Consider the following 18,731-nt stretch of genomic DNA (forward strand, 5'->3'; position numbering starts at 1 on the left):
CCTCGATCCCATACCACGCAATGGGACACGATCATCGCTACGCGCAAGAAACTCGGACCCAGCGTGAGTTGGCGCTTTCCATAACACCGGCGAGCGTTTCATCGTCGAACTTGGGGCAGGAAAGGCGACCGCCCAGTCTGTCGGCCTGAGGCTGATTTCGGTCGCTGATTAAGGTACGCATGCATGTTCTAGCTTTTAATGCGTACCTTAATCAGCGAGTTTTCCGAACACAATTCACGCGCTCAGCACCTTACAAAACACTGGACATAGGCGGTTTGCTACGTCGCTGATTAAGGTATGGGCCTTCTACCAAACTGACCCCAGCCATGCGCCATCAACCGCAAATTCTCCAATGGAAGAATCAAAGTTTCATTGAGACATTCTCAGGCAGGTTTGCGCCATTTCTCGACATACCGCTTCCAACGATCCTTGAGCTCATCACCCTCGATGCTATCCAGTTCACTACCCAGGAGTTTCCTGAAGGCGTCTGCCATTATTGTCACGGAATTGTTCGAACCGTAATCCCTCCCGATACGATATAATTCCGGCTCAGCGAATTCCAGTGCTCCACTCTTGGGGAAACGGATCGCCTGAACGGGTTTGGCGACCTGTGGCTTGTCGGAACTGTACAATCTCAGTAGCCCGGTTTCCTCGGGCGCTGGCTGCGCAAGCTTCCTGGAACGCTTTTCGTCTCCTTGAATGAGCAACATACCCTTGGTCGGCTTCTCTGCATAGCGTAGCCGAATGATGAGATCGCTCATGTCGACCGAATGGCGCGCCTGCTGGTATACTCCGGACACTTCGTCCCAGGCAGCACGCACAGATTGGCGGAACTTCGTCATCGTGCTCGATTGATTGCCTAGGTGTTTCGCGAGATCCGCCCAACTGAGGCGCACCTCGGTGCCTTGCGGAATACGCGGAAGGCGATATGCAAGCCACGTATAGAGATCGAGCTTGGTCGCACTATCCTTGAGGGCGACGATCGCTCGCTCGTTGAAGGGCACGGAGTGTTTCAGAAGTTCGCCGTAAAACTCTTCCGATAGAACGAAGTGCGAGACAAACGTCCCCTCTCCCGTCCTAAGTCCTGCATACTGATTAACGATCCGCATGTCGTTGACCGCGAACGCGCGCGGCTGCTGGCCGGGGCCTTTCTCGCCTCTCTGTCCTTTGTTGGACTGGGGTGCGCTGTCGTCCCAACGGATCGTCCATTGGCAATTGAGAATACGATCGATCTGATCCTGAACACTCGTTCGCGTCCCGCGCTTGCCGCCTGACGATGTGTTCGTGATACCCATGCGCCTCAACCAGCTTGAGAACGAGCTTCCGAGATAGATTTCGCGGGTCCGCGTCCGCACAGCCTCCGTCATGATGTAAATCATAATCAGGCGGGCATGGCGCCCGTACGGCACCCCCTTGTTTACAGCAACGAATTCCCCATTGGGACCTATGGGTTCCTGCCGTTCCATAGGTTGAATGATAAGGGAGATGTTCCCGTCCCGCCTGATGACGGGCGCAGCTTGATCTTTGGGTGCCTTGACCGGCAGAGACATTGCGCAGAGCGCCGAGTGCATGAAGTTTGGAAGCGATTCCTCCTCCATGACATAATGCACGGCATCGAAAATCCGCTTCGCGTCGGGTGTCTCGGCCAATGCCCTCACTTCCGCGACAGGGCTGTGTTTCAGGGCGTCGACAAACTGGGCTCCCAATGGAAGCATGATCTGAGCACCAGTCTCGCCTTGCTTGCGCCTTGCCACAGAATCACCCTTCGAAATTCGCTATTCGAGGGTGCGATCTTGCCGAAAAGCGGTCCGGAAGCAAGCTATTGGCGATTAATTAGCTGGAACCGCGAAAAAAGCGCCAACAGCTCGCTGATAAAGGTACGATGCGATAATCAACGGACCCCGTTCTAAAAAATCTCCCATCGCGCATTCCGGAGGAAGGTATCTCCCAAAGGGAGTAGGATTCGTTAGTAGGATAGATCGCGTACCTTAAACAGCGCCCCATCGTACCCTTTTCAGCGCCTCGTTGTACCTTTGCCAGCGCTGTACCATACCTTTGTCAGCGAGGCGTTTGGTTTTATCCACAGGGGCCGGACGCATCCAGCGCAGAAGCCAAAGTTTATTTTCGGTTTTTGGGGGTGGATGGTCCGAAACTGCCAATCGGTCGCTGCTGTGGGTTTTCCCGACAAGAGAACCGACTTTATCTCTGCGCAACCGCGCTGAAATGCCGGCATGAGCTTGGACCAAACGCACGTCCGCGTTGAGAGACATGATCGTACCGTAATCAGCGATGTGAAGCGACAGCAATCCTGTCGATTTTGGCGGTGATTCCGACGGAAAAGTGACAAGTCGTCGCTGGTTCAGGTATACCTGAAAAATTGAAAGCCGCCCTTCCCCGCGCGATTGACGGTGGACCGAGATTTTCGTTGTCGAATTTGTTCAGCGGAACTAGTAAAAATTGACAACGGGACGGTTCGTCTCGGTATATCGAAAGCCAGACGAGGACAAGCATGGCGTCCCTTCCCTCAGATTTGGGCAGCAGCACCAAAGAGCTGATCACCCGTTACTATCACATGGCGAGCATGGTGTTGAGCAAGCTCCAGGAGCGCAACATTCAGCACAGCCCGCCGCGCAGCGGACCGACATTTTCGATCTCACAGGCAGCAAGTCTGGTAGGTCGATCGGCCTCGGCGATCCGGATCGCAGAAGCAGAGGGACGGCTGCCGCATCAGGAGCGGGATCTCACTGGTCGTCGTAAGGGTTACACGCTCAAGGACCTCGATACGATGCGTCAGGTTTTCGACACGCGGCCCTGGCGTGAGGAGACCGACCCGCCCGCAATCATTGCTTGCCAGAACTTCAAAGGTGGAGTTGGCAAGTCCACGATCGCGGTCCATATGGCGCAGTACCTGGCGATCCATGGATATCGTGTTTTGTTGATAGATGCCGATGCCCAAGCATCCGCGACCATGCAGTTCGGCTATATTCCGGACAAGGATCTCGACGAACTCGACAGCATCTACGCGCTGCTTCAAGGAAAGCCGGAGAAGGGCATCGCCCAGATCATCCGAAAGACCCACTTTCATAATCTTGATCTGATCCCGGCCAATCTCAAGCTCTATAACGCCGAGTACGAAGTCGCTGCCCGCATTGGCGTTCACGGGTTCGGTGTCCTTACGACTCTCGCGCGGGACATCCAGAAGGTCGCTTCCAACTACGACGTGATCGTCATGGATCCCCCGCCCGCACTAGGGATGGTTTCGCTATCGGTGATGTACGCCGCGAACGCCCTGCTGATTCCTGTGCCGCCCAGCATCGTGGATTTCGCGTCCACGACCGCGTTTCTCGGTATGCTGGAAGAAACGATGGGCGCACTGGGTGAACATGACATCCAGCCGGAGTACGGTTTCGTGGGAATGGTTATCTCGAAGAGTGAGGCGAATATCGAGATCCCAGAGGCAGATTGTTGATATTACCAACGCCGTTTTCGGGCGCAGCGTCTTCTCGCAGGAGCTACGTAGCTCCGCCGAGTTCAACAACGCCGCGAGCCAGTTGAAGACAGTGTTCGATCTCACGTCGTCCACTACCAATCATGCGGTCAGGACCCGCTGCCTCAACCAGCTCAATCAGCTGGGTTGGGAGCTCGAAGAGAATATCAAGAAGCTATGGCCATCGCGGCATGGTCTGGATTGAAGCCCGAGCAGCATACCCCTATGATTCAACCCCGGCCATTGAGCCGGGGTTTGTTTTTCGGCCCCGCAGCTTTGCAGCCGTATATGGCGAGCGAGCGCGACGGCGATGCACCATTGGATGGAAAGGGCAGGGCGCCTTCCCTCGTTCAGCTGAACAGTTATCATTCCGATATAATGTCAATCACGCCGCGGCGTGCTCCCTCGAGTCTCGGAAATTTTGATCTTCGATGGTGTTTGCGGCGAGGATGGGTTGTCCTGACGCGGCGTTTCTCCAGTGGAGAGATCGCCGCATTTCAGAGGTTCATCAGCCTCGACATGCGGGTTTAACGGTCAGACGGCCGGCCACATATGGTCCCCAAGACGTCAAGCCACAACCATTCTCCGATGGAAGAATCGGGGCTTCAACGATAAGATGCAGGCCTATTCTCCAATGGAGAACGCGAGTACGATCGACCAATCGAGGCGGTGAATCTTTCGCGCTGAGATATATCGGCCCATCATTGCGGACGATTCTCCATTGGAGAATCGTGGCGGGCGGCCTGGCACGGAGCATGCTCTTGAGCCCGCTTGTCCGGTTCGTCCGTAGCTGGATGGCCATTGTCGTAGTGCACCGCCTGTAGCGAGGCTCGAACTGTAAACTTTGGCAGGGCGCGTTAGCGGGTTGAGAAAATCTCGGCCCGCTCGGCGTGAACGCGCGCGCCTGAGATGTTGGCGGTGCGGCCACAAAGTGCCGCCGAAGATTGTGCCGCGTTAGTCGGTCTACGAGTGAGCGAGCGCTACATGGGCTAGTTTGCAACCCGTCGCATACTCAACAAATCAGGTAGGCGTCTGGAGCATCATACGTCGTCTGCCCCGGGGTTTGTACGAAGCCGATTGTGCGCCTTCGTTGAAGCGGAAAGGGATAGGTCGTGCTTTCTCCGCCCTCGCACCCACTGATGCGTGTCGCAGAGCATGTCCGGAGCACGGGGAGGGGCTCTTGCACATCTTGAACACAATCCGATAAACCCAAGCCGACTGGCGAAAGCGAGATTCGTTGGCGGGGGTTCCGTCAGGGTATGTGAAGGACAAGATGTTATGGCGCGTAAACCGGGATTTGGGGCATCTATCGCCTCGGAGGTGGTCGAAGCGTTTGGAGACAGTGAGGCTCCCCTACTCCCGACCGGTGACGTCCTGGTCAGCCGCGGTAAGGCGCTGAGCAAGCTCGGTGCCGATGTCCAGTACGAACAGTATGAGTGGGTGGACCCGGCCCTTTGCAAGCCGTCGCATCAGAACGCTCGGCGTTATGACCACCTCACGTACGAGGATTGCGAAGAGCTCATTCAATCGATCCGGTCGGAAGGTCGGCAGCGGATGCCTGCGATCGTTCGTCGAACGGACGATCCTGCGGTCCCGTTCGAGATCGTTGCAGGCTCGCGCAGGCACTTTGCGATCAGCTGGCTCAGGGCGAATAACTATCCCGATTTCAAGTATCTCATCGACGTACAGCCACTTGATGACGAGGCCGCATTTCGGCTGAGCGATCTTGAGAACAGGGCTCGCGCCGATGTCTCCGATATCGAGCGCGCGCGAAGCTACCAGATGGCACTTCGCACACATTATAAGAACGATACCGCAGCAATGGCTGAGCGGCTGGGCGTGGCGCGTGCCACGATCTACCGTTACATGGCGCTCGCCGATCTTGATGAAGTTTTCATCTCGGCGTTTGGTGATCCCAAAGTTGTAACAATTTCGCAGCCTCGTACCATCGCTGCGATTATAAAAGAGGGCGGGCAGGTCGCCGAGCGGGTACGTGCGGAGGCCGTCCGGCTGGCTGGGGTGCAGGCCTCGCGCCTCAAGGAAGGTGAGAAGCTCATATCGCCGGCGGAGGTGGTTGCTGCCTTCCGGAATGCCGCCAAACCGCCGCGGCCGTTAGTGGTCGAGAATACTTCTTTCACGATCGGTGCTGCTGACGGTGGGGAAATCCTTACGTACACGCGTGCGTCAAAAAGAAGGGGATGACGATCACGTTGGCATCAAAGATCATCGCCGAGCGATCGGAGGTTGAAGCTGCGTTCGCGCTTCTGCTTGATGAGCTTTTTGGGGAGCCCTCCCGCTAATTCCGCCGGAGAGAACAAAGCGTGAAACAGGGCTAGAATCGTCTTTAAAGCCCCTTGCAGGAGCTTGTCTCCGTCTGCACCCGCTTGGGTGGCGTACGGTGGTTTTCTCGCTGTAAGCCCTCTTTCCGGGGATTAGTGTTTCCGGGTTTACAGCAGATTTGACGATGATCTCTCCGCCCGCGAACAGTAGGTTCATCTTCAAAACCCGCGCCGGCGGCTTCGGCAACATGCAATCGCTTCTGGATGGGGCGGGATCGATCGGAAGCCTGTACAGCCGCTTTCGAAAATCCGATGCGCCCGCCGCCAGGTTCGGTAATGGCTGGGGAGGGCGGTGAAGCGAACGCGATCACTTACCTCGGCGCCCCTCTTTCTTCTAGCCTCCGATACATCTCCCACTCCAGGGCAGTCGCCTCGTTTTAGAAAGGCGAGTGTTGGTTTTAGCTCGCCGGGGCACGAGCTGTCGCTTGGCGCGCCGCTTCGACGAGCGCGTTAGATTTCATCCGGAATGGCCCGCCACCGTGCTCGGCGATATCAGGTAGCGATGCGGGCAGGAACCGCCATCCTCCCGAACGATATCGCAAGGCACTACGGCTTTAACCTGTTCGCTCGGCGATGAACTGGCCTGGATCAACGCCGTCACAAATCCAGAGCGGGGCAGGGGCTAAGGCATCCTCGAGAAAGCGCGTTGCGTGACCTGACGGTATGATAGCCTGCAACGCGCAGTATATCAGACGGTGCAAGCGGCGGCTCGCGAAGCCACCGATCGGTGGAAACCAACGCAAAACCGCCACTTTCCGCACGGATGTCAACTTAAACCTGAATAACTATACACCTGCTGAGATTGAACCAAAACCAACCTGCAATAAGTGCAGTTATTGCATAACCATATTAGCCGCGCTAGAATGCCGTGAGAACGCTGTCGGTTTCGGAATATGGCCGGACTCGTGGGCCTTCCACGTCGCAGCCCGTCGGAGTGTCAGAATAACCCCGGACTCTTTTCAGAATAATCCGGACTCCGCCGCGCGCTCAAAACCCGCAACAAGAAGGGTCGTCACAGGCTCTGGTTAAACACGCGCGAGCGACGATCCGATCCTTGCTATTCGGCTCTCAAGATCAGCGATCCGGGCGTTACGTCGCCTTCCGCGTCGAGCGACGACAACGCGGTCGACAAAAGCAGGTGACCAGCGTTTCATCGCTTCGATATTTTGTTGGAGCGCGTCTTCGTCCACCGAGGCGACAAACGTCTCAATTGCCGGCGGCTTATGCTCGCCAAACAGAACTCTGCCAGTCTCGATGCGAGGGTCGAGAATGCCTTTGACCGCGGAGAGCATTGAGCGACGCATGGCCATGCTGGCGATCGCCATCGGGTGCAACTTGTCACTCGAGTGAAATTCGGGCGGATCCGATCCGGGGGTCATGGCCGGACAGACGTAGCTGTTCAGGGGGATGTCGGTCCGTGCCCAGGAACGATGATGGCCGACGAGCAACTGCCAGATGTCGCGCACTTCGTTGAGCAGTTGGTCGGCCGAAGTGAAGTTGAAACGGTGTTGGTCTGGTGTCCTGCCACGAAGGGCGGTCGCCACTGCAACCTCCAACTCGATGACGTGATCCCAGCAATTCACGGCGTTTTGATCGGCGACAAGTGTCTCGGGAGCCGCCCTCTCAAGTGGGCGCCAGCAGCCCCGGCAGATCATGCGCAACGGGCCGCTCGCGGCAGCTGAGAGCCTCCAGCGAAAGCAGCCGCACGCAGCACATCGGTCCTGGAGCGGCCATTTGTGTTTGTGGCAAAAGCCGGATACCGCCAGTACCCAGTGCCGGCGCAGATAGGCTGGCTGGCCAGCGGCATAATCTTCGGCCAGACACCGCGTACACCAGCTCACGTGCAGTCTTGGAATGGGGCGAAGGGTCTCATGCTCAGTCTGGAATGGCGGCGCGTCCCACGCGAGGAAATCAAGCGGTATGCCCGGATGGCGGCGCCCGATGGTGATCTCTGCGAGGCTGGAGGGAGGTACGCCGAACTCTAGTGACACCGCTTTCAACCAGGCAGCTGGCGGGTGAATGTCCGGGAGACGCCAGCGGCCCCTGCGATCGAGAACGACCTCCGGGTCCTGAAAAACTCGACCGCGGACACGCCAGTTCTGTCGGGCAAGCCAAGAAGTCAGCAGCTCATCGGGAAATGGCGCCGGCGGCGGGATCACGCGACGCGCCGACGCAAAGTCCGGTTGGTATTGGCGATCACCTGCATCGATACTAGGGGAAGCAACAGCGCCTCGTCATCGAAGCTGCTCGTGTCGATCATCTCCCGCTTGTTACGGATCGCGGCGATGGCGAGGGCTTCCATAAGGCGGAAAATCCGACCCGTTACGCCCTGGCTCAGGTTGAGGACGCGTTGACGCACGTCATTTGCATCGAGCTGCGAGGGCAGGCGCAGCGGAAGCAGTCCGGAAAAGCTGGCCATGAGCTGTCGGAACGCCTGATCGTTGCGCCACAGGACCAGTTCGAATGCAGCAAAACGATCAGCAAGGTTGGGATCGGTCAAGACCGCAATCCGCGCGTCCTCGGTACCGGCGCATACGATTGGTATCTTCAAATCGTTTGTCAGGAAGCGGATCGTATTAAGGAAGATGCGCTGCTGCCGCGGCGACCCGGCCAGCATCTTGTCGATCTCGTCGAGCACGAGAACCCTCACGCCGAGTTCAGCGAGCATTCGACGCGAAAGCGAGCGGAGCGATCGCAGGGACATATGCTCGAACTCTGTGAGGTTCATCGCCAACAGCAGCTCGGTGTAGAACTCCTCCTCGCTTGGCTGCGGAGGCATCTGAACGACCACCACCGGCATTGTCGTGAGCCCGGCGCGCTGGTCGTACGACGAGGCGTGCAGCTCGGCGAACCTATTCACGATCTCGCTCTTGCCCATGCCGGTGGTACCGAACAGCAGGAGGCACGGCATCCGGCCGCGTTGCGGATAGGTCAGCACATCCTCCAGCCGTCTGAGCGCTTCTCCGGCTTGCGGAAGCGCCATCCAGCGGTCTCGCCGCAGCCAGTCGATCCGTTCATCGTCCGGCATCGATGCCGTATCCCGGTAAGCGGGAAACAGGTGATCGTAGAGGTCGGTCATGTTCGCTCCTCGATCGTGAAGGGCACGACAGGTTCGGTATCACCGGGCGGTGCCGCGTCCATTGGCGTTGGCAATGAGAGCATCTCTGAGTGTGGCGGGTCTTGCCCCAGGGCGTAGGATATTCGCTGTGCCGATCTGCGCGCGGATTTAGTCCGGTCGATGGCCTCGACGATTATCCGCCGCTGTTCGCGCACCATTTCGAACAAGGAGTTTTCATCGACTGCAAGGCGTCCGCGTTCGCGCAATGCCTTCACGGCAAGGTCATGCTCAAATTTGGTGATTGGAGGACGGCGCCGATCGCGTAGGGGTACCGTGAGATGCTCGCCATCTGGCAGCTCGACGTAGACGCTCGAAAGATTGAGCGGGCTGTATTTGATCGGGAGCTTTCTGTCGCAGTTCGCGGCGAGGGGCGCCAAGGCGCCGTGCCAGTAGAAAGCGTGGAACAGCTCGACACCTTCCCGCCGAATGCGGCGCATCTCGAAGGGCAGAAAATCGAGAAGGAAACGGTCCGCGTCAGCCGGCAGCCGCAGCGGCACCGCGCGTGTAGTATTGGCGTCGTTCCACGCCGTCAGCGGTGGAACGCCCAGTTCGCGATGAACCGAACCATGATAGAATTCCGACTTGAAGCGTGAACCAGAGCTCAAATTCCTTAAGGGTCATGCACGACTGACCCTCCGCGTCATAATCGCCTTTTGCCTTCACGTTGGAGAAGGTCGTGCCCGGGAGCAGATGCACTTCGCCAATCATCGTGCCGATCAGGCGCTCAATGTGTCCCCCATAGTGCGGTGTGGCGATGGGACGATATTTCAGTTCGATCCCATGCTGCTGGCATCCACGCGCGAGTGCATGGGAATGAAACTCCCGAGCGTTGTCGAGATGGAGGGCATCGGGAATACCATAGACGGGGTATTCGAGCCTGATCTCCCGCTCTTCAAGCCAGGCTGTCTTTCCGAGGACTGCATGGCGAATGGCCATGCCCACCGACGTAGCCGAGGGGCTCTCGAGCGAGATGTAGAAACCAGGGATGACGCGGGTTGCAAGATCGATCTGCAGGGTGAGAGTTGGCCTGCAGAGCGGCCTCCGAAAATGCTCGTCGACTATGATGATATCGGCGGGAGTGTGATCCATCTGGACCACCTGCAAGGCGTGGTCGGCGAAGTATGATCCCACCACAGGCCGGTGACGATCGCTGGCGGCTTTGCGACCGTCGCGTGCCTTCACCAGTCGGTTTCGTTCTACGAGAGCGACGCGTGCTGCGATCGTCCCACGGGCGGGCGGTTTGAGGCTGCCTTCGTGGCATACTTCTTTGACCCTCCGGACCAGTTGGGCCATCGTCGGCTTCGGGCGGGTCAGGTAGAAGCTTTCGATCGTCGTATCGATGATCTGATCCAGTTGTGGATCCAGGCGGGATCCGCCTTTCGGAAAGCCGCGTCCTTGATCCAGAAGCGAGGTCGTGACGGGATCCTTTCGGTATCGTGCGACAAGTTCGAAGACCCTCGTCCTGCTCAGGCTGAGTTCGGCGCAGGCGCACAGGAGGGCAGAACGGGTGAGGGTTGGCATCGCGACGAGCGCACGAATTACCGGCTCGCGATCGCAAGCGATGCGCCATGCGCCGGTATCGGCGCGCGTCAGGGTAGTGCCTGTATCGGCCATCACCTTACCCACGAAAGCGCTGGAGACTCGCTCAGCGCAGTCCACGGTTATTCTATCAAAAAATGCTTCAGACCGCGAGAGTCCGCTGTTATTTAGAAATATGAATGAACGAAATGCGCCATTTTCCAGTCCGGTCTTATTCTGAAACCGACACAATGAGATATTATCATTTTATATGAAGCAGTTACGCCGAACCGTGTCCGAATACCACCGGACTCGAATTCTCCTAAACCCCCGGACTGCAGCCGTTTGATCTACGAAGAGACGCCATCGCTCGAGAAGACCGCCCAGGGCGGGGCAGGCCTGCTGCTGCTGCCCCTGGTGACCACATTGCGTACGGCCGAGCGGGTCGTGATCGATGCGCCCCTGCTCGAGGCCTTCCAGGCCGCCGCCTCGCGCCATACCCTGCTGGCGCTGCGCTCGGACCTGAGTGCGTTCGATCTGTGGTGCCGCGAGCACCGCCGGATCACGCTGCCGGCGAATGCGCAGGATGTCGCCGACTATCTCAAGTACCGGGCAGGGCAGGGGGCCAAACCTGCCTCACTCGCGCGCTACAAAGCCTCAATCGCCCGGCTGCACCAGTTGCTCGGCCAGGTCGATCCCACCACCGCGCCGCTGGTCAAGCTGACCCTGGCTGCGATCCGCCGCGACAAAGGCGTGGCCCAGCGCCAGGCGGCGCCGCTGCGCTTCAAGGGGCCCGTTTCGGACATTGAGCGCGATCCGGCGCGCGGATTGAACCTGCGCGCGCTGCTGGAGAGCTGTGGCGCGGATCCCATGGGCCTGCGCGACCGCGCGCTGCTCAGTTTTGCCTACGACACGGGTCTGCGCGCCAGCGAACTGGTCGCGGTTACGTTGGAAGACATCATCCCCGCAACCGATCCCGACGCCCGGCTGCTGACCATCGCGCGTAGCAAGGGCGACAGCGAAGGGGAGGGCGCCACCGCGTTCCTCAGCCCGAGGACCGTGCGCGCGGTGGACGCGTGGGCGGCAGCGGCCGGCATCGTCACTGGCCCTTTATTCCGGCGGGTCATCGTGCGGCACTACAAGGCGCGGGCCCGGGTACCCGGACGCGACCTGTCGACGATATCGGGGCGGGAGATTTGGGGCCTGCGCAAGACGTTGCCTAAGCCTGCAGTTCCGGCGCGCACCGAATACAGCTTCGGCGATACCGCTCTGCATCCGGGCTCGATCGGGCCAATCTGGCGGGCGATCATTCGGCGGGCTTTCGACCAGGGGGCTTTGCCGGATCTGACGAAAGATGACCTGGCGCACCTGCTAACGCAGGTCAGCGGCCATTCTACGCGGGTCGGGCTCAACCAGGACCTGTTCGCCAGCGGCGAGGATCTTGCAGGGATCATGGATGCTTTGCGCTGGAAAAGCCCACGCATGCCGCTTGCCTATAATCGGAACCTAGCCGCCGAGCACGGGGCTGCCGGACGACTCATGAAGAAGCTTGGGTAAGAAGGGGAGGGGAGGGGCTAAGGACGGAGGCCCCATGGCGCTTGGCGCAAGATGGCAAGACGACCATCGCCCAAGTTATGGAAAGGACGCCGTGCAGCGGGACCCACGAAATCCAATTCCGCAATGCTAAAGGCAAGGAGCAGCGGGCAACGCTATCAATACGATATGCGACAATGACGGTCCGGCCCCCAATCGGAAAACAGAAGAAATACATAAACCAAGACCTTCAGGTCATCCATGCCGAAGAAATCAGTCCGCCGGAAGATCGCGAACGGATTAACTGGAAGCTTATTACAAATTTACCTGTCAAAAACCACGCCGATGCCGTTCATAAGCTTGGCTGGTACTCCAAGCGCTGGAAGATCGAGACATTCTTCCGAACCCTGAAAACCGGGTGCCGGATCGAAGAACTTCGCCTGACAACGGTCAACCGCTTGGCCAATTGTATCGCCTTGTGCTGCGTCGTTGCCTGGCGCGTGTCGTGGCTGACGATGCTGGCTCGTGAGGCTCCAGAGGCCACGCCTGCTGCCGTCTTCACCGAAACAGAGCGCAACGTTCTCGATAGCTCGACGCCAAAGTTGAGACGCGCGCCAGCCCGCAACCTCGCCTTCTATGTCAGAGCCGTCGCAAGGCTCGCAGGCTACCTTGACCGCGCGTCTGACCCCCACCCGGCACGACCGTCATATGGAGAGGAATGACGCGACTCGCCGATCTCGTCGAGGGAGCTCGAGATCTCGAGGCCCCCAGCAGGCACTTGTGGGTAAGAGCAAGGTCTGCTTCCCGATTACGCGTGAGCGCTCGCCATCCCAGTTATCTTTGGACGCGGCGCGCCGGGAGAACGAAATTGATCGCCGCTAGTGCGTAGCGGCGGCATACAACTGAATCGCGTGTCATCGGCGCGCTTCCAGGCGGCATGATGCACCTCGGACCGAGTTCGAATGGTTGATCCTTTTGCAGTAATTTCAGCCGTCGTTGCGACCATCGTGCCCTTTGTGCGTTGACGTATGGTGATGGCCCAAATCGAAAGCTCCCTCCTAGTTGCCGCCAATCGCCTGCACCATCGCGGGTTCACGACCCCGATCATGTATTGCCGAGACGAAGACGTTCTTATCGGCAGGATCGAAGGGATAGGAGACGACGTTTCCTGGCGTACCGTTGATCTGGTGGCTTTCAAGTCTGCGTTTATGGCGCACGTTGACGCCTACCTTCAAAGCCAAGGCCGGCAAGTCCACGCAGCTCAAGCGGCTACGCCCGTTCGCCTGATGTGAGCGCCGGGCGGAGCCGGGCAGGCATGAGTACGAAAGGCTCATCACCCCTGTGTAAAGGATCGCGAAGTGCTCGAACACGTACCTACCTGGCTCGGGAGCCTTCTCAAGGATGTCCGCGCCGGACACTCGAAGCTGGCAATCGTTCGCGAAGACATGGGCGAGCGCCTCTTTCCCCTGTCGAGCCCCGCGTTCGCGGATGGTCAGCGCCTTCCGATCAGGTGCACGGCTGACGGGGAAGGCATTTCGCCGCCTTTAAACTGGGGACCTCTCCCGGAAGGTACGGCATCGTTGGCGCTGCTTGTCGAGGATCCTGACGCGCCCGCCCCATATCCGCTCGTTCATGCCCTTGTCTGGAATATCCCGCCCACTGTCGGAAGACTGCCCGAGGGTGCGATCGTGCCGGACGGGGAGGGCGCGGCGGACGGCAGCGACGTAGGACGAAACAGCTATCTGGCGGAAGGCTGGCTGGCGCCGGATCCTCCGAAAGGCCACGGCGTGCATGATTACGTATTCCAACTTTTTGCACTCTCGCAGGTTCCTGTGCTCACTGCCAACCCCGGCCGCTCCGCATTTCTGGAGGCTATACATGGGAAGGTCCTTGCCGCCGGCCTGCTCATCGGGACCTATTCGCGCGACGAGCCGACAGTTTCGGGTACAGCCGGAGTCGGCCTGCGCCCCGCCGGTGTTTAACAGGCTGCGGAAAAAGTAGCTTGCCCTGAAGAGGCATTGCTGATTCCAGGATTGCGACGAGCGATGTTGAAGGGATCGGGATGCGCGGCGATGATGAGCGGAGTGAGGGGCTGTTTTCGTACGTGAGCTGCGAGGCTCGGGTACCGGCGAACCACCCGCTCCGCGCCATCAGAGCGATTGTCGACGAAGCGCTGGAGGTGCTGTCGGCGGATTTCGATGGCCTGTATTCGCGTATCGGCAGGCCTTCGATCCCGCCCGAGAAGCTCCTTCGCGCCTTGCTCTTGCAGGCCTTCTATTCGATCCGCTCGGAACGCCAGTTGATGGAGCAGATGGACTACAACCTGCTCTTCCGCTGGTTCGTCGGCCTGGCGATGGATGCGCCGATCTGGGATGTCACGGTTTTCACCAAGAACCGCGAGAGGCTGCTGGCAGGCGACATCGCCGCCAGGTTCCTGTCCGCCGTCATCGGGCAGCCGCGCGTACAGGCGCTGCTGTCGGACGATCATTTCTCCGTGGACGGCACCTTGATCGAAGCGTGGGCCAGCGTGAAGAGCTTCAGGCCCAAGGATGAAGGCGGCCCCGGCGATGACGGTGACAGTGGGTCGGTGTCTAGCCAGAGCAAACAGGCGACGCGGCCGACCGGCCGCAATGCCGAATGCGACTTCCGGGGCGAGAAGCGCAGCAATGCGACCCATGCCTCGACCACCGATTCCGATGCCCGGCTGTTCAAGAAGGCGCGTGGCCAGGCAGCGAAGCTGTGCCACATGGCCCATGTGCTCATGGAAAACCGCAACGGTCTCGTGGTCGATGCAACGCTCACCCATGCCACCGGCACCGCCGAACGCGAGGCCGCGTTGACCATGCTGGGGCGCATGGAGGGACGTCATCGGATTACGCTGGGCGCCGACAAGAACTACGACACGGCTGGCTTCGTCGCGGCGTTGCGCGAGATGGACGTTACCCCGCACGTGGCCCAGAACAACACCAATCGTCGTTCCGCCATCGACGGACGGACGACACGCCATCCCGGCTACGCCGTCTCGCAGAGAATCCGCAAGCGGATCGAGGAGGTGTTTGGCTGGGCCAAGACCTGCGGCAACATGCGAAAAACCCGTCATCGCGGCCAGGATCGCGTCGGATGGTTCTTCACGCTCACCGCTGCCGCCTACAACCTCATCCGACTGCCGAAACTGCTGGCGGCGGCCTAGCCGCGCCGCTCACATCGCCAGGACCGGCCACACGGCAGGTCTCTACGACTTTCACCCGAAAATGACCGACTACCGTGCCCAGGACCTTTGAAATCGGGCCGATGACGACCACTGCGACGCCTTTTTCCGCAACCTGTTAAGAGACCATGATAGACGAAAACGACAGGGCCTGGATGCGTGAGGCCATCGAACTGGCAAAAACGAAAGGCGCAGCGCCGCAGGACACTCCAATTGCAGCCATAATCGTACTGGATGGTCGCGAGCTCTCCCGAGGTGTTAATAAGACTGAGGAAACCTGCGACGCGACCGCCCATGCCGAAATGATGGCTTTTCGTGGTGCAGGGCGGGTTCATGGCGACATGGACCTTCGCGGCGCCACGCTATACTCGACCCTGCAGCCGTGCGGTATGTGCACGATGGCCTCGATCTGGACCAAGGTCGGTCGCATCGTCTATGGTGCAGGCCGCGGCGACGTGCATCAGATGTATTTCGAAGACCGCCACCTCGACTCCATGGATTTTATCACGGATGCGTTTCGTGATGATCTTGCGCTCGAAGGGGATGCCTTCGCGCGGAATGTGCCGCCCTCTACTTCGCGCCTGGCGACGAGGTTCCGACGGAGGAACAGGGCAATCTCTGAAAAGCGAAGATGTCAACGACCAGCGACCGGACATAGAAGACTACGGTATTGTAGGTATTGACCCATGTATAACCGTGCCCGCATGAAACGTAAGATCGAGACGATCTGCGGTCGGTTGCTGATCTGTTCAGCGAAGCCGCGCACGACAACCGCTTCGACCCCCGGGAGCTGTGCCCGCGGGGGCGCGCCTATGTGATGAGCGACGAGGGAAACAGGTTCGGCCGGACGTCATGAGCTGGGATGTCCTGGGCGGCAAGGCCACTGGGACGATGACCAACGGGCGCAACCTCGCGCTGACGGCGGCAGCTGGGCCAGCGCCCCGCAGAATCGCTGCCTGGTGCCGCTCACAGAGCCCAGGAGTTCATGCCCCCTAACATGACCTTCGCGAGCGCAAGCCGCCGCCGTAGGGTGAGATGTGGTTTTTCGTGCCCGACAGCGGGCGTTCGCGGTTGCAGGGTTCTGGCAACCGACCGAGTCCGGAAACGCCTTCGCGATGGTCACGTGCGACGCAAATTCGCTGGTCAAACCTATCCATTCCAAAGCAATGCTTACCATCCTGCGGCTCTCGGACATCGCGATCTGGCTCAGGGTCTCCTACGGCGAAATCCGGTTTCTTCAACGTCCGTTTGAAGCTGAAAGAATGACAGTGCGCGGCCGGGTCTTCCCGACGCGAGAACCAGCGAACTTGCTGCTGGATCAGGCAAAGGTGCTATTTTTTGTCCGGCAGGGTCATCCCGGAGTTCGGGTCATTGCCGGCAAGCGAGGTCGCACGACTGACCTTTCTAGACCGGCCGCTTGTCGCTTGCTGCCGCGATGGTGATAATCCAGTCGAAAGTCTCGGAAATGTCGCCTGACCAGTTCTAGTCCAGACCAGTTCACTCACGGCCCGACTAACGTTCGTGCGCTTTGAAATGCGGATATGCTCAAGATCCTTTGACGCCTTGAGCGCCGGTCGAGGTTGCACATCGGCCAAGCGCGCCCGTCCCGCTAGCCTTTCGTTCGTCAAAGCGGCGTGGTGGGGCGACGAGATGTTCGCGCTGAATGGATCAAGTTCGCCCGCAGCTGGTTAAACCGTTTTCCCACAAGGAGAACATCATGACCACGGATAGCACCATCTCAACGCTCAACGGCCTGATCAAGACGACCCTTGATAGCATGAAGGGCTATGAGGACGCTGCCAAGGATGCGTACAGCACCCAGTTCGCTACAATGTTCGCGGAGTTCGCGCGTGACCGTAGTGCGGCGGCGACCGACCTGCAGGCTGAAGTTCGCCGACTGGGCGGAACCCCGGAAGACGATAGCAGCCTTCTGGCCGCCGCTCACCGGACCTTCATGGATCTGAAGCAGGCAATTACCGGCAAGGAAGACAAAGCGATCATTCAGGAAGTCGAGCGTGGTGAAGACCACATCAAGGCCAAGTTCGAAGACGCCTTGCGCGACACAGACCTGGATTCGTCTTCACGTTCGGTAGTGGAAAAGGCTTTCGTTTCGGTCAGGGAAGGCCACGATAAAATGAGCGCGCTCAAGCACAGCATCGCATGACAACTTGAGGCCGCCCGCTTGCGGGCGGCCTCATGCCGTATCGACGCCGGTTCATCTGCTTCTCCGTCGTCATCCCGTTGAAGGGAGTAAATGTACCCCTGACGGCGAGACGCGACGCGGCGCGCCATGCCGGTTGGCGAACCGCAGCATCCGCGCGCAGGCGTTCCGGCGTCGGTTTCCGCTCAGAGCCCTACCTCAGCACGTTTTGGGCGCAGATGTTAAACTTGATCCCGGCACCAGTGTTGAGTGAAGCTGCTGACTCTGAAGCACCAGCAGCCCATGGTTGTGAAGCCATCGATGGAATGGCGCTGCAAGGCGCGGCCAGTTAAGTGGCGCCTGCTTCGGCACCAACAAACATCCCATACCATTGTCCGGTAATGGTGCGGATCATTAACATCTCTCTATCGTCTCCCTCGGGCTGAAGCCGATAGCGGTCGTGATCGGCATTGTTCCCGAGCCATTGCCGCGCCCAGGTCATCGCTGCAAACTTGCTATCGAGGTCGCCCTTCCTTACCGCGATGCTGCCGTTGTCCTCGCGAACCAACTTCCACTCCATTGCCTAGAACCTCCCTTCTCAGGCTTAATCGCGGGGTGAATTTCCGAAGGCAGATTAGGTTCCCGCCCACCTGCCGACGCCTCCACCGCACCGTGCCCACCCCTCTGCTTATTTTCTTGGCCGAAACATCTTGAAAGGCGCGTGACCAAAATTAGCTCAATGATACCGGACGCCGAATCGGGTCCGGTTGGACATCGAGAGCGCCGGCTCCTGGTTACCGGCGCATCCCATGCCCAAATTGCTTCATTGGAGGATTTGGAAATGAGACCGAGCTTTGATTTTACCCCCTATCGCCGATCGACGGTCGGGTTCGACCGATTGTTCAACCTGCTCGAAGCGGGGGCGCGCGAGGACGAGGGCTATCCGCCCTTCAACATCCAGCGGCTCGACGACGACAATTTTCGCATCACCGTCGCGGTCGCCGGCTTCAAGCCGGAAGATATCGATATCGTCGCGCAGCAGCACCTGCTCACAGTGACCGGAAAGCGTGTCGATGACGCCGACGAGGGCGAATACCTGCATCGCGGTATTACGTCGCGGGCCTTCGAGCGGCGCTTCCAGCTCGCCGATTTCATAGAGGTCGCCAAGGCGAACTTCGAGAACGGCCTCCTGACGATCGAACTGACGCGTGTGGTGCCTGAAGCAATGAAGCCGCGTCGGATCGAGATCGGCGGCAAGGCGTCCGACACCAAGCGACTGGGCGAGTTGAAGGAAAAGGCGAGCGAAGTGACCTGATCCTCGCGCCCGTTGGCCTGCCGCCGCCGCCTCCGGACACCCCCGGCGGGCGGCGTGCGGCAGGTTCAGCCTT

Annotated in this window: 15 protein-coding genes and 2 pseudogenes; 9 read left to right on the forward strand and 8 right to left on the reverse strand. The window is 59.3% G+C overall.

Translation table 11 applies throughout. The features are described 5' to 3' along the window. Positions 1–383 precede the first annotated feature (383 nt). On the reverse strand, positions 384–1,754 hold the full coding sequence (locus tag KZO24_RS28125; protein ID WP_486488336.1) for a replication protein RepA: 1,371 nt from the start codon (positions 1,752–1,754) through the stop codon (positions 384–386). Positions 1,755–2,509: 755 nt separating this feature from the next. On the opposite strand from KZO24_RS28125, the gene KZO24_RS28130 reads away from it, so the two are divergent. Both KZO24_RS28130 and KZO24_RS28135 read left to right on the forward strand, forming a co-directional pair. Further along, positions 2,510–3,469 (forward strand): AAA family ATPase, encoded by a 960-nt coding sequence (locus KZO24_RS28130; RefSeq protein ID WP_486488337.1) that lies wholly within the window; start codon positions 2,510–2,512, stop codon positions 3,467–3,469. Between the two features lie 1,296 nt (positions 3,470–4,765). After that, positions 4,766–5,689 carry a ParB/RepB/Spo0J family partition protein gene (locus KZO24_RS28135; protein ID WP_486488338.1) on the forward strand — a complete coding sequence of 308 codons (924 nt, stop codon included), beginning with the start codon at positions 4,766–4,768 and terminating at the stop codon, positions 5,687–5,689. A gap of 1,162 nt (positions 5,690–6,851) precedes the next feature. Here KZO24_RS28135 and KZO24_RS28140 read toward each other — a convergent pair. The 5 genes and pseudogenes from KZO24_RS28140 to KZO24_RS28160 all read right to left on the reverse strand — a co-directional run bounded on the left by KZO24_RS28140 (position 6,852) and on the right by KZO24_RS28160 (position 10,558). Further along, on the reverse strand, positions 6,852–7,370 hold the full coding sequence (locus KZO24_RS28140; protein WP_486488462.1) for a hypothetical protein: 519 nt from the start codon (positions 7,368–7,370) through the stop codon (positions 6,852–6,854). Positions 7,371–7,610: 240 nt separating this feature from the next. After that, a pseudogene (locus tag KZO24_RS28145) lies at positions 7,611–7,985 on the reverse strand (TniQ family protein); the annotation flags it as partial. Then, on the reverse strand, positions 7,982–8,905 hold the full coding sequence (locus tag KZO24_RS28150) for a TniB family NTP-binding protein (RefSeq protein WP_486488339.1): 924 nt from the start codon (positions 8,903–8,905) through the stop codon (positions 7,982–7,984). The pseudogene KZO24_RS28145 and the gene KZO24_RS28150, both read right to left, overlap by 4 nt. Next, positions 8,902–9,441, reverse strand: a complete 540-nt coding sequence (locus tag KZO24_RS28155) for a Mu transposase C-terminal domain-containing protein (protein WP_486488340.1) — start codon at positions 9,439–9,441, stop codon at positions 8,902–8,904. Before KZO24_RS28155 ends, KZO24_RS28150 begins: the two co-directional genes overlap by 4 nt. Further along, positions 9,419–10,558, reverse strand: a complete 1,140-nt coding sequence (locus KZO24_RS28160; RefSeq protein WP_486488341.1) for a DNA-binding domain-containing protein — start codon at positions 10,556–10,558, stop codon at positions 9,419–9,421. The genes KZO24_RS28155 and KZO24_RS28160 overlap by 23 nt, the downstream gene beginning before the upstream one ends. A gap of 312 nt (positions 10,559–10,870) precedes the next feature. Here KZO24_RS28160 and KZO24_RS28165 point away from each other — a divergent pair, with 312 nt between their 5' ends. Beyond that, complete coding sequence (locus KZO24_RS28165) at positions 10,871–12,019, forward strand: tyrosine-type recombinase/integrase (RefSeq protein ID WP_486488434.1); 1,149 nt, start codon at positions 10,871–10,873, stop codon at positions 12,017–12,019. A 41-nt stretch (positions 12,020–12,060) separates the two neighbouring features. After that, positions 12,061–12,717 carry an IS4 family transposase gene (locus tag KZO24_RS28170; RefSeq protein ID WP_486488342.1) on the forward strand — a complete coding sequence of 219 codons (657 nt, stop codon included), beginning with the start codon at positions 12,061–12,063 and terminating at the stop codon, positions 12,715–12,717. Between the two features lie 336 nt (positions 12,718–13,053). On the opposite strand, the gene KZO24_RS28175 is transcribed toward KZO24_RS28170, so the two are convergent. Further along, entirely contained in the window at positions 13,054–13,365 is a 312-nt protein-coding gene (locus KZO24_RS28175; RefSeq protein ID WP_486488343.1) for a hypothetical protein, read from the reverse strand. Here KZO24_RS28175 and KZO24_RS28180 point away from each other — a divergent pair. The 4 genes and pseudogenes from KZO24_RS28180 (at position 13,354) to KZO24_RS28195 (ending at position 17,367) form a co-directional block, all read left to right on the forward strand. Continuing rightward, on the forward strand, positions 13,354–13,977 hold the full coding sequence (locus KZO24_RS28180; RefSeq protein WP_486488344.1) for a YbhB/YbcL family Raf kinase inhibitor-like protein: 624 nt from the start codon (positions 13,354–13,356) through the stop codon (positions 13,975–13,977). The genes KZO24_RS28175 and KZO24_RS28180 overlap by 12 nt on opposite strands. A gap of 80 nt (positions 13,978–14,057) precedes the next feature. Further along, positions 14,058–15,185, forward strand: coding sequence for an IS5 family transposase (locus KZO24_RS28185; protein WP_486488345.1), 1,128 nt, complete (start codon positions 14,058–14,060; stop codon positions 15,183–15,185). Between the two features lie 146 nt (positions 15,186–15,331). Continuing rightward, a pseudogene (locus KZO24_RS28190) lies at positions 15,332–15,825 on the forward strand (nucleoside deaminase). 1,095 nt (positions 15,826–16,920) lie between these two features. Then, complete coding sequence (locus KZO24_RS28195; RefSeq protein WP_486488346.1) at positions 16,921–17,367, forward strand: ferritin-like domain-containing protein; 447 nt, start codon at positions 16,921–16,923, stop codon at positions 17,365–17,367. Positions 17,368–17,692: 325 nt separating this feature from the next. Here KZO24_RS28195 and KZO24_RS28200 read toward each other — a convergent pair whose 3' ends face one another. Further along, on the reverse strand, positions 17,693–17,923 hold the full coding sequence (locus KZO24_RS28200; RefSeq protein WP_486488347.1) for a hypothetical protein: 231 nt from the start codon (positions 17,921–17,923) through the stop codon (positions 17,693–17,695). A 261-nt stretch (positions 17,924–18,184) separates the two neighbouring features. Here KZO24_RS28200 and KZO24_RS28205 point away from each other — a divergent pair, with 261 nt between their 5' ends. Beyond that, positions 18,185–18,658, forward strand: a complete 474-nt coding sequence (locus KZO24_RS28205; protein WP_486488435.1) for an Hsp20 family protein — start codon at positions 18,185–18,187, stop codon at positions 18,656–18,658. Positions 18,659–18,731: the final 73 nt, after the last annotated feature.

It is taken from the genome of Novosphingobium sp. NFX11, assembly GCF_057376415.1.

Bases quoted from the DNA above. Each gene is read 5' to 3' on its own strand.
- KZO24_RS28130 (WP_486488337.1), top strand. From the start codon at position 2,510: ATGGCGTCCCTTCCCTCAGATTTGGGCAGCAGCACCAAAGAGCTGATC.
- KZO24_RS28135 (WP_486488338.1), top strand. From the start codon at position 4,766: ATGGCGCGTAAACCGGGATTTGGGGCATCTATCGCCTCGGAGGTGGTC.
- KZO24_RS28150 (WP_486488339.1), bottom strand. From the start codon at position 8,905: ATGACCGACCTCTACGATCACCTGTTTCCCGCTTACCGGGATACGGCA.
- KZO24_RS28160 (WP_486488341.1), bottom strand. From the start codon at position 10,558: ATGGCCGATACAGGCACTACCCTGACGCGCGCCGATACCGGCGCATGG.
- KZO24_RS28185 (WP_486488345.1), top strand. From the start codon at position 14,058: ATGCGCGGCGATGATGAGCGGAGTGAGGGGCTGTTTTCGTACGTGAGC.
- KZO24_RS28195 (WP_486488346.1), top strand. From the start codon at position 16,921: ATGACCACGGATAGCACCATCTCAACGCTCAACGGCCTGATCAAGACG.
- KZO24_RS28200 (WP_486488347.1), bottom strand. From the start codon at position 17,923: ATGGAGTGGAAGTTGGTTCGCGAGGACAACGGCAGCATCGCGGTAAGG.
- KZO24_RS28205 (WP_486488435.1), top strand. From the start codon at position 18,185: ATGAGACCGAGCTTTGATTTTACCCCCTATCGCCGATCGACGGTCGGG.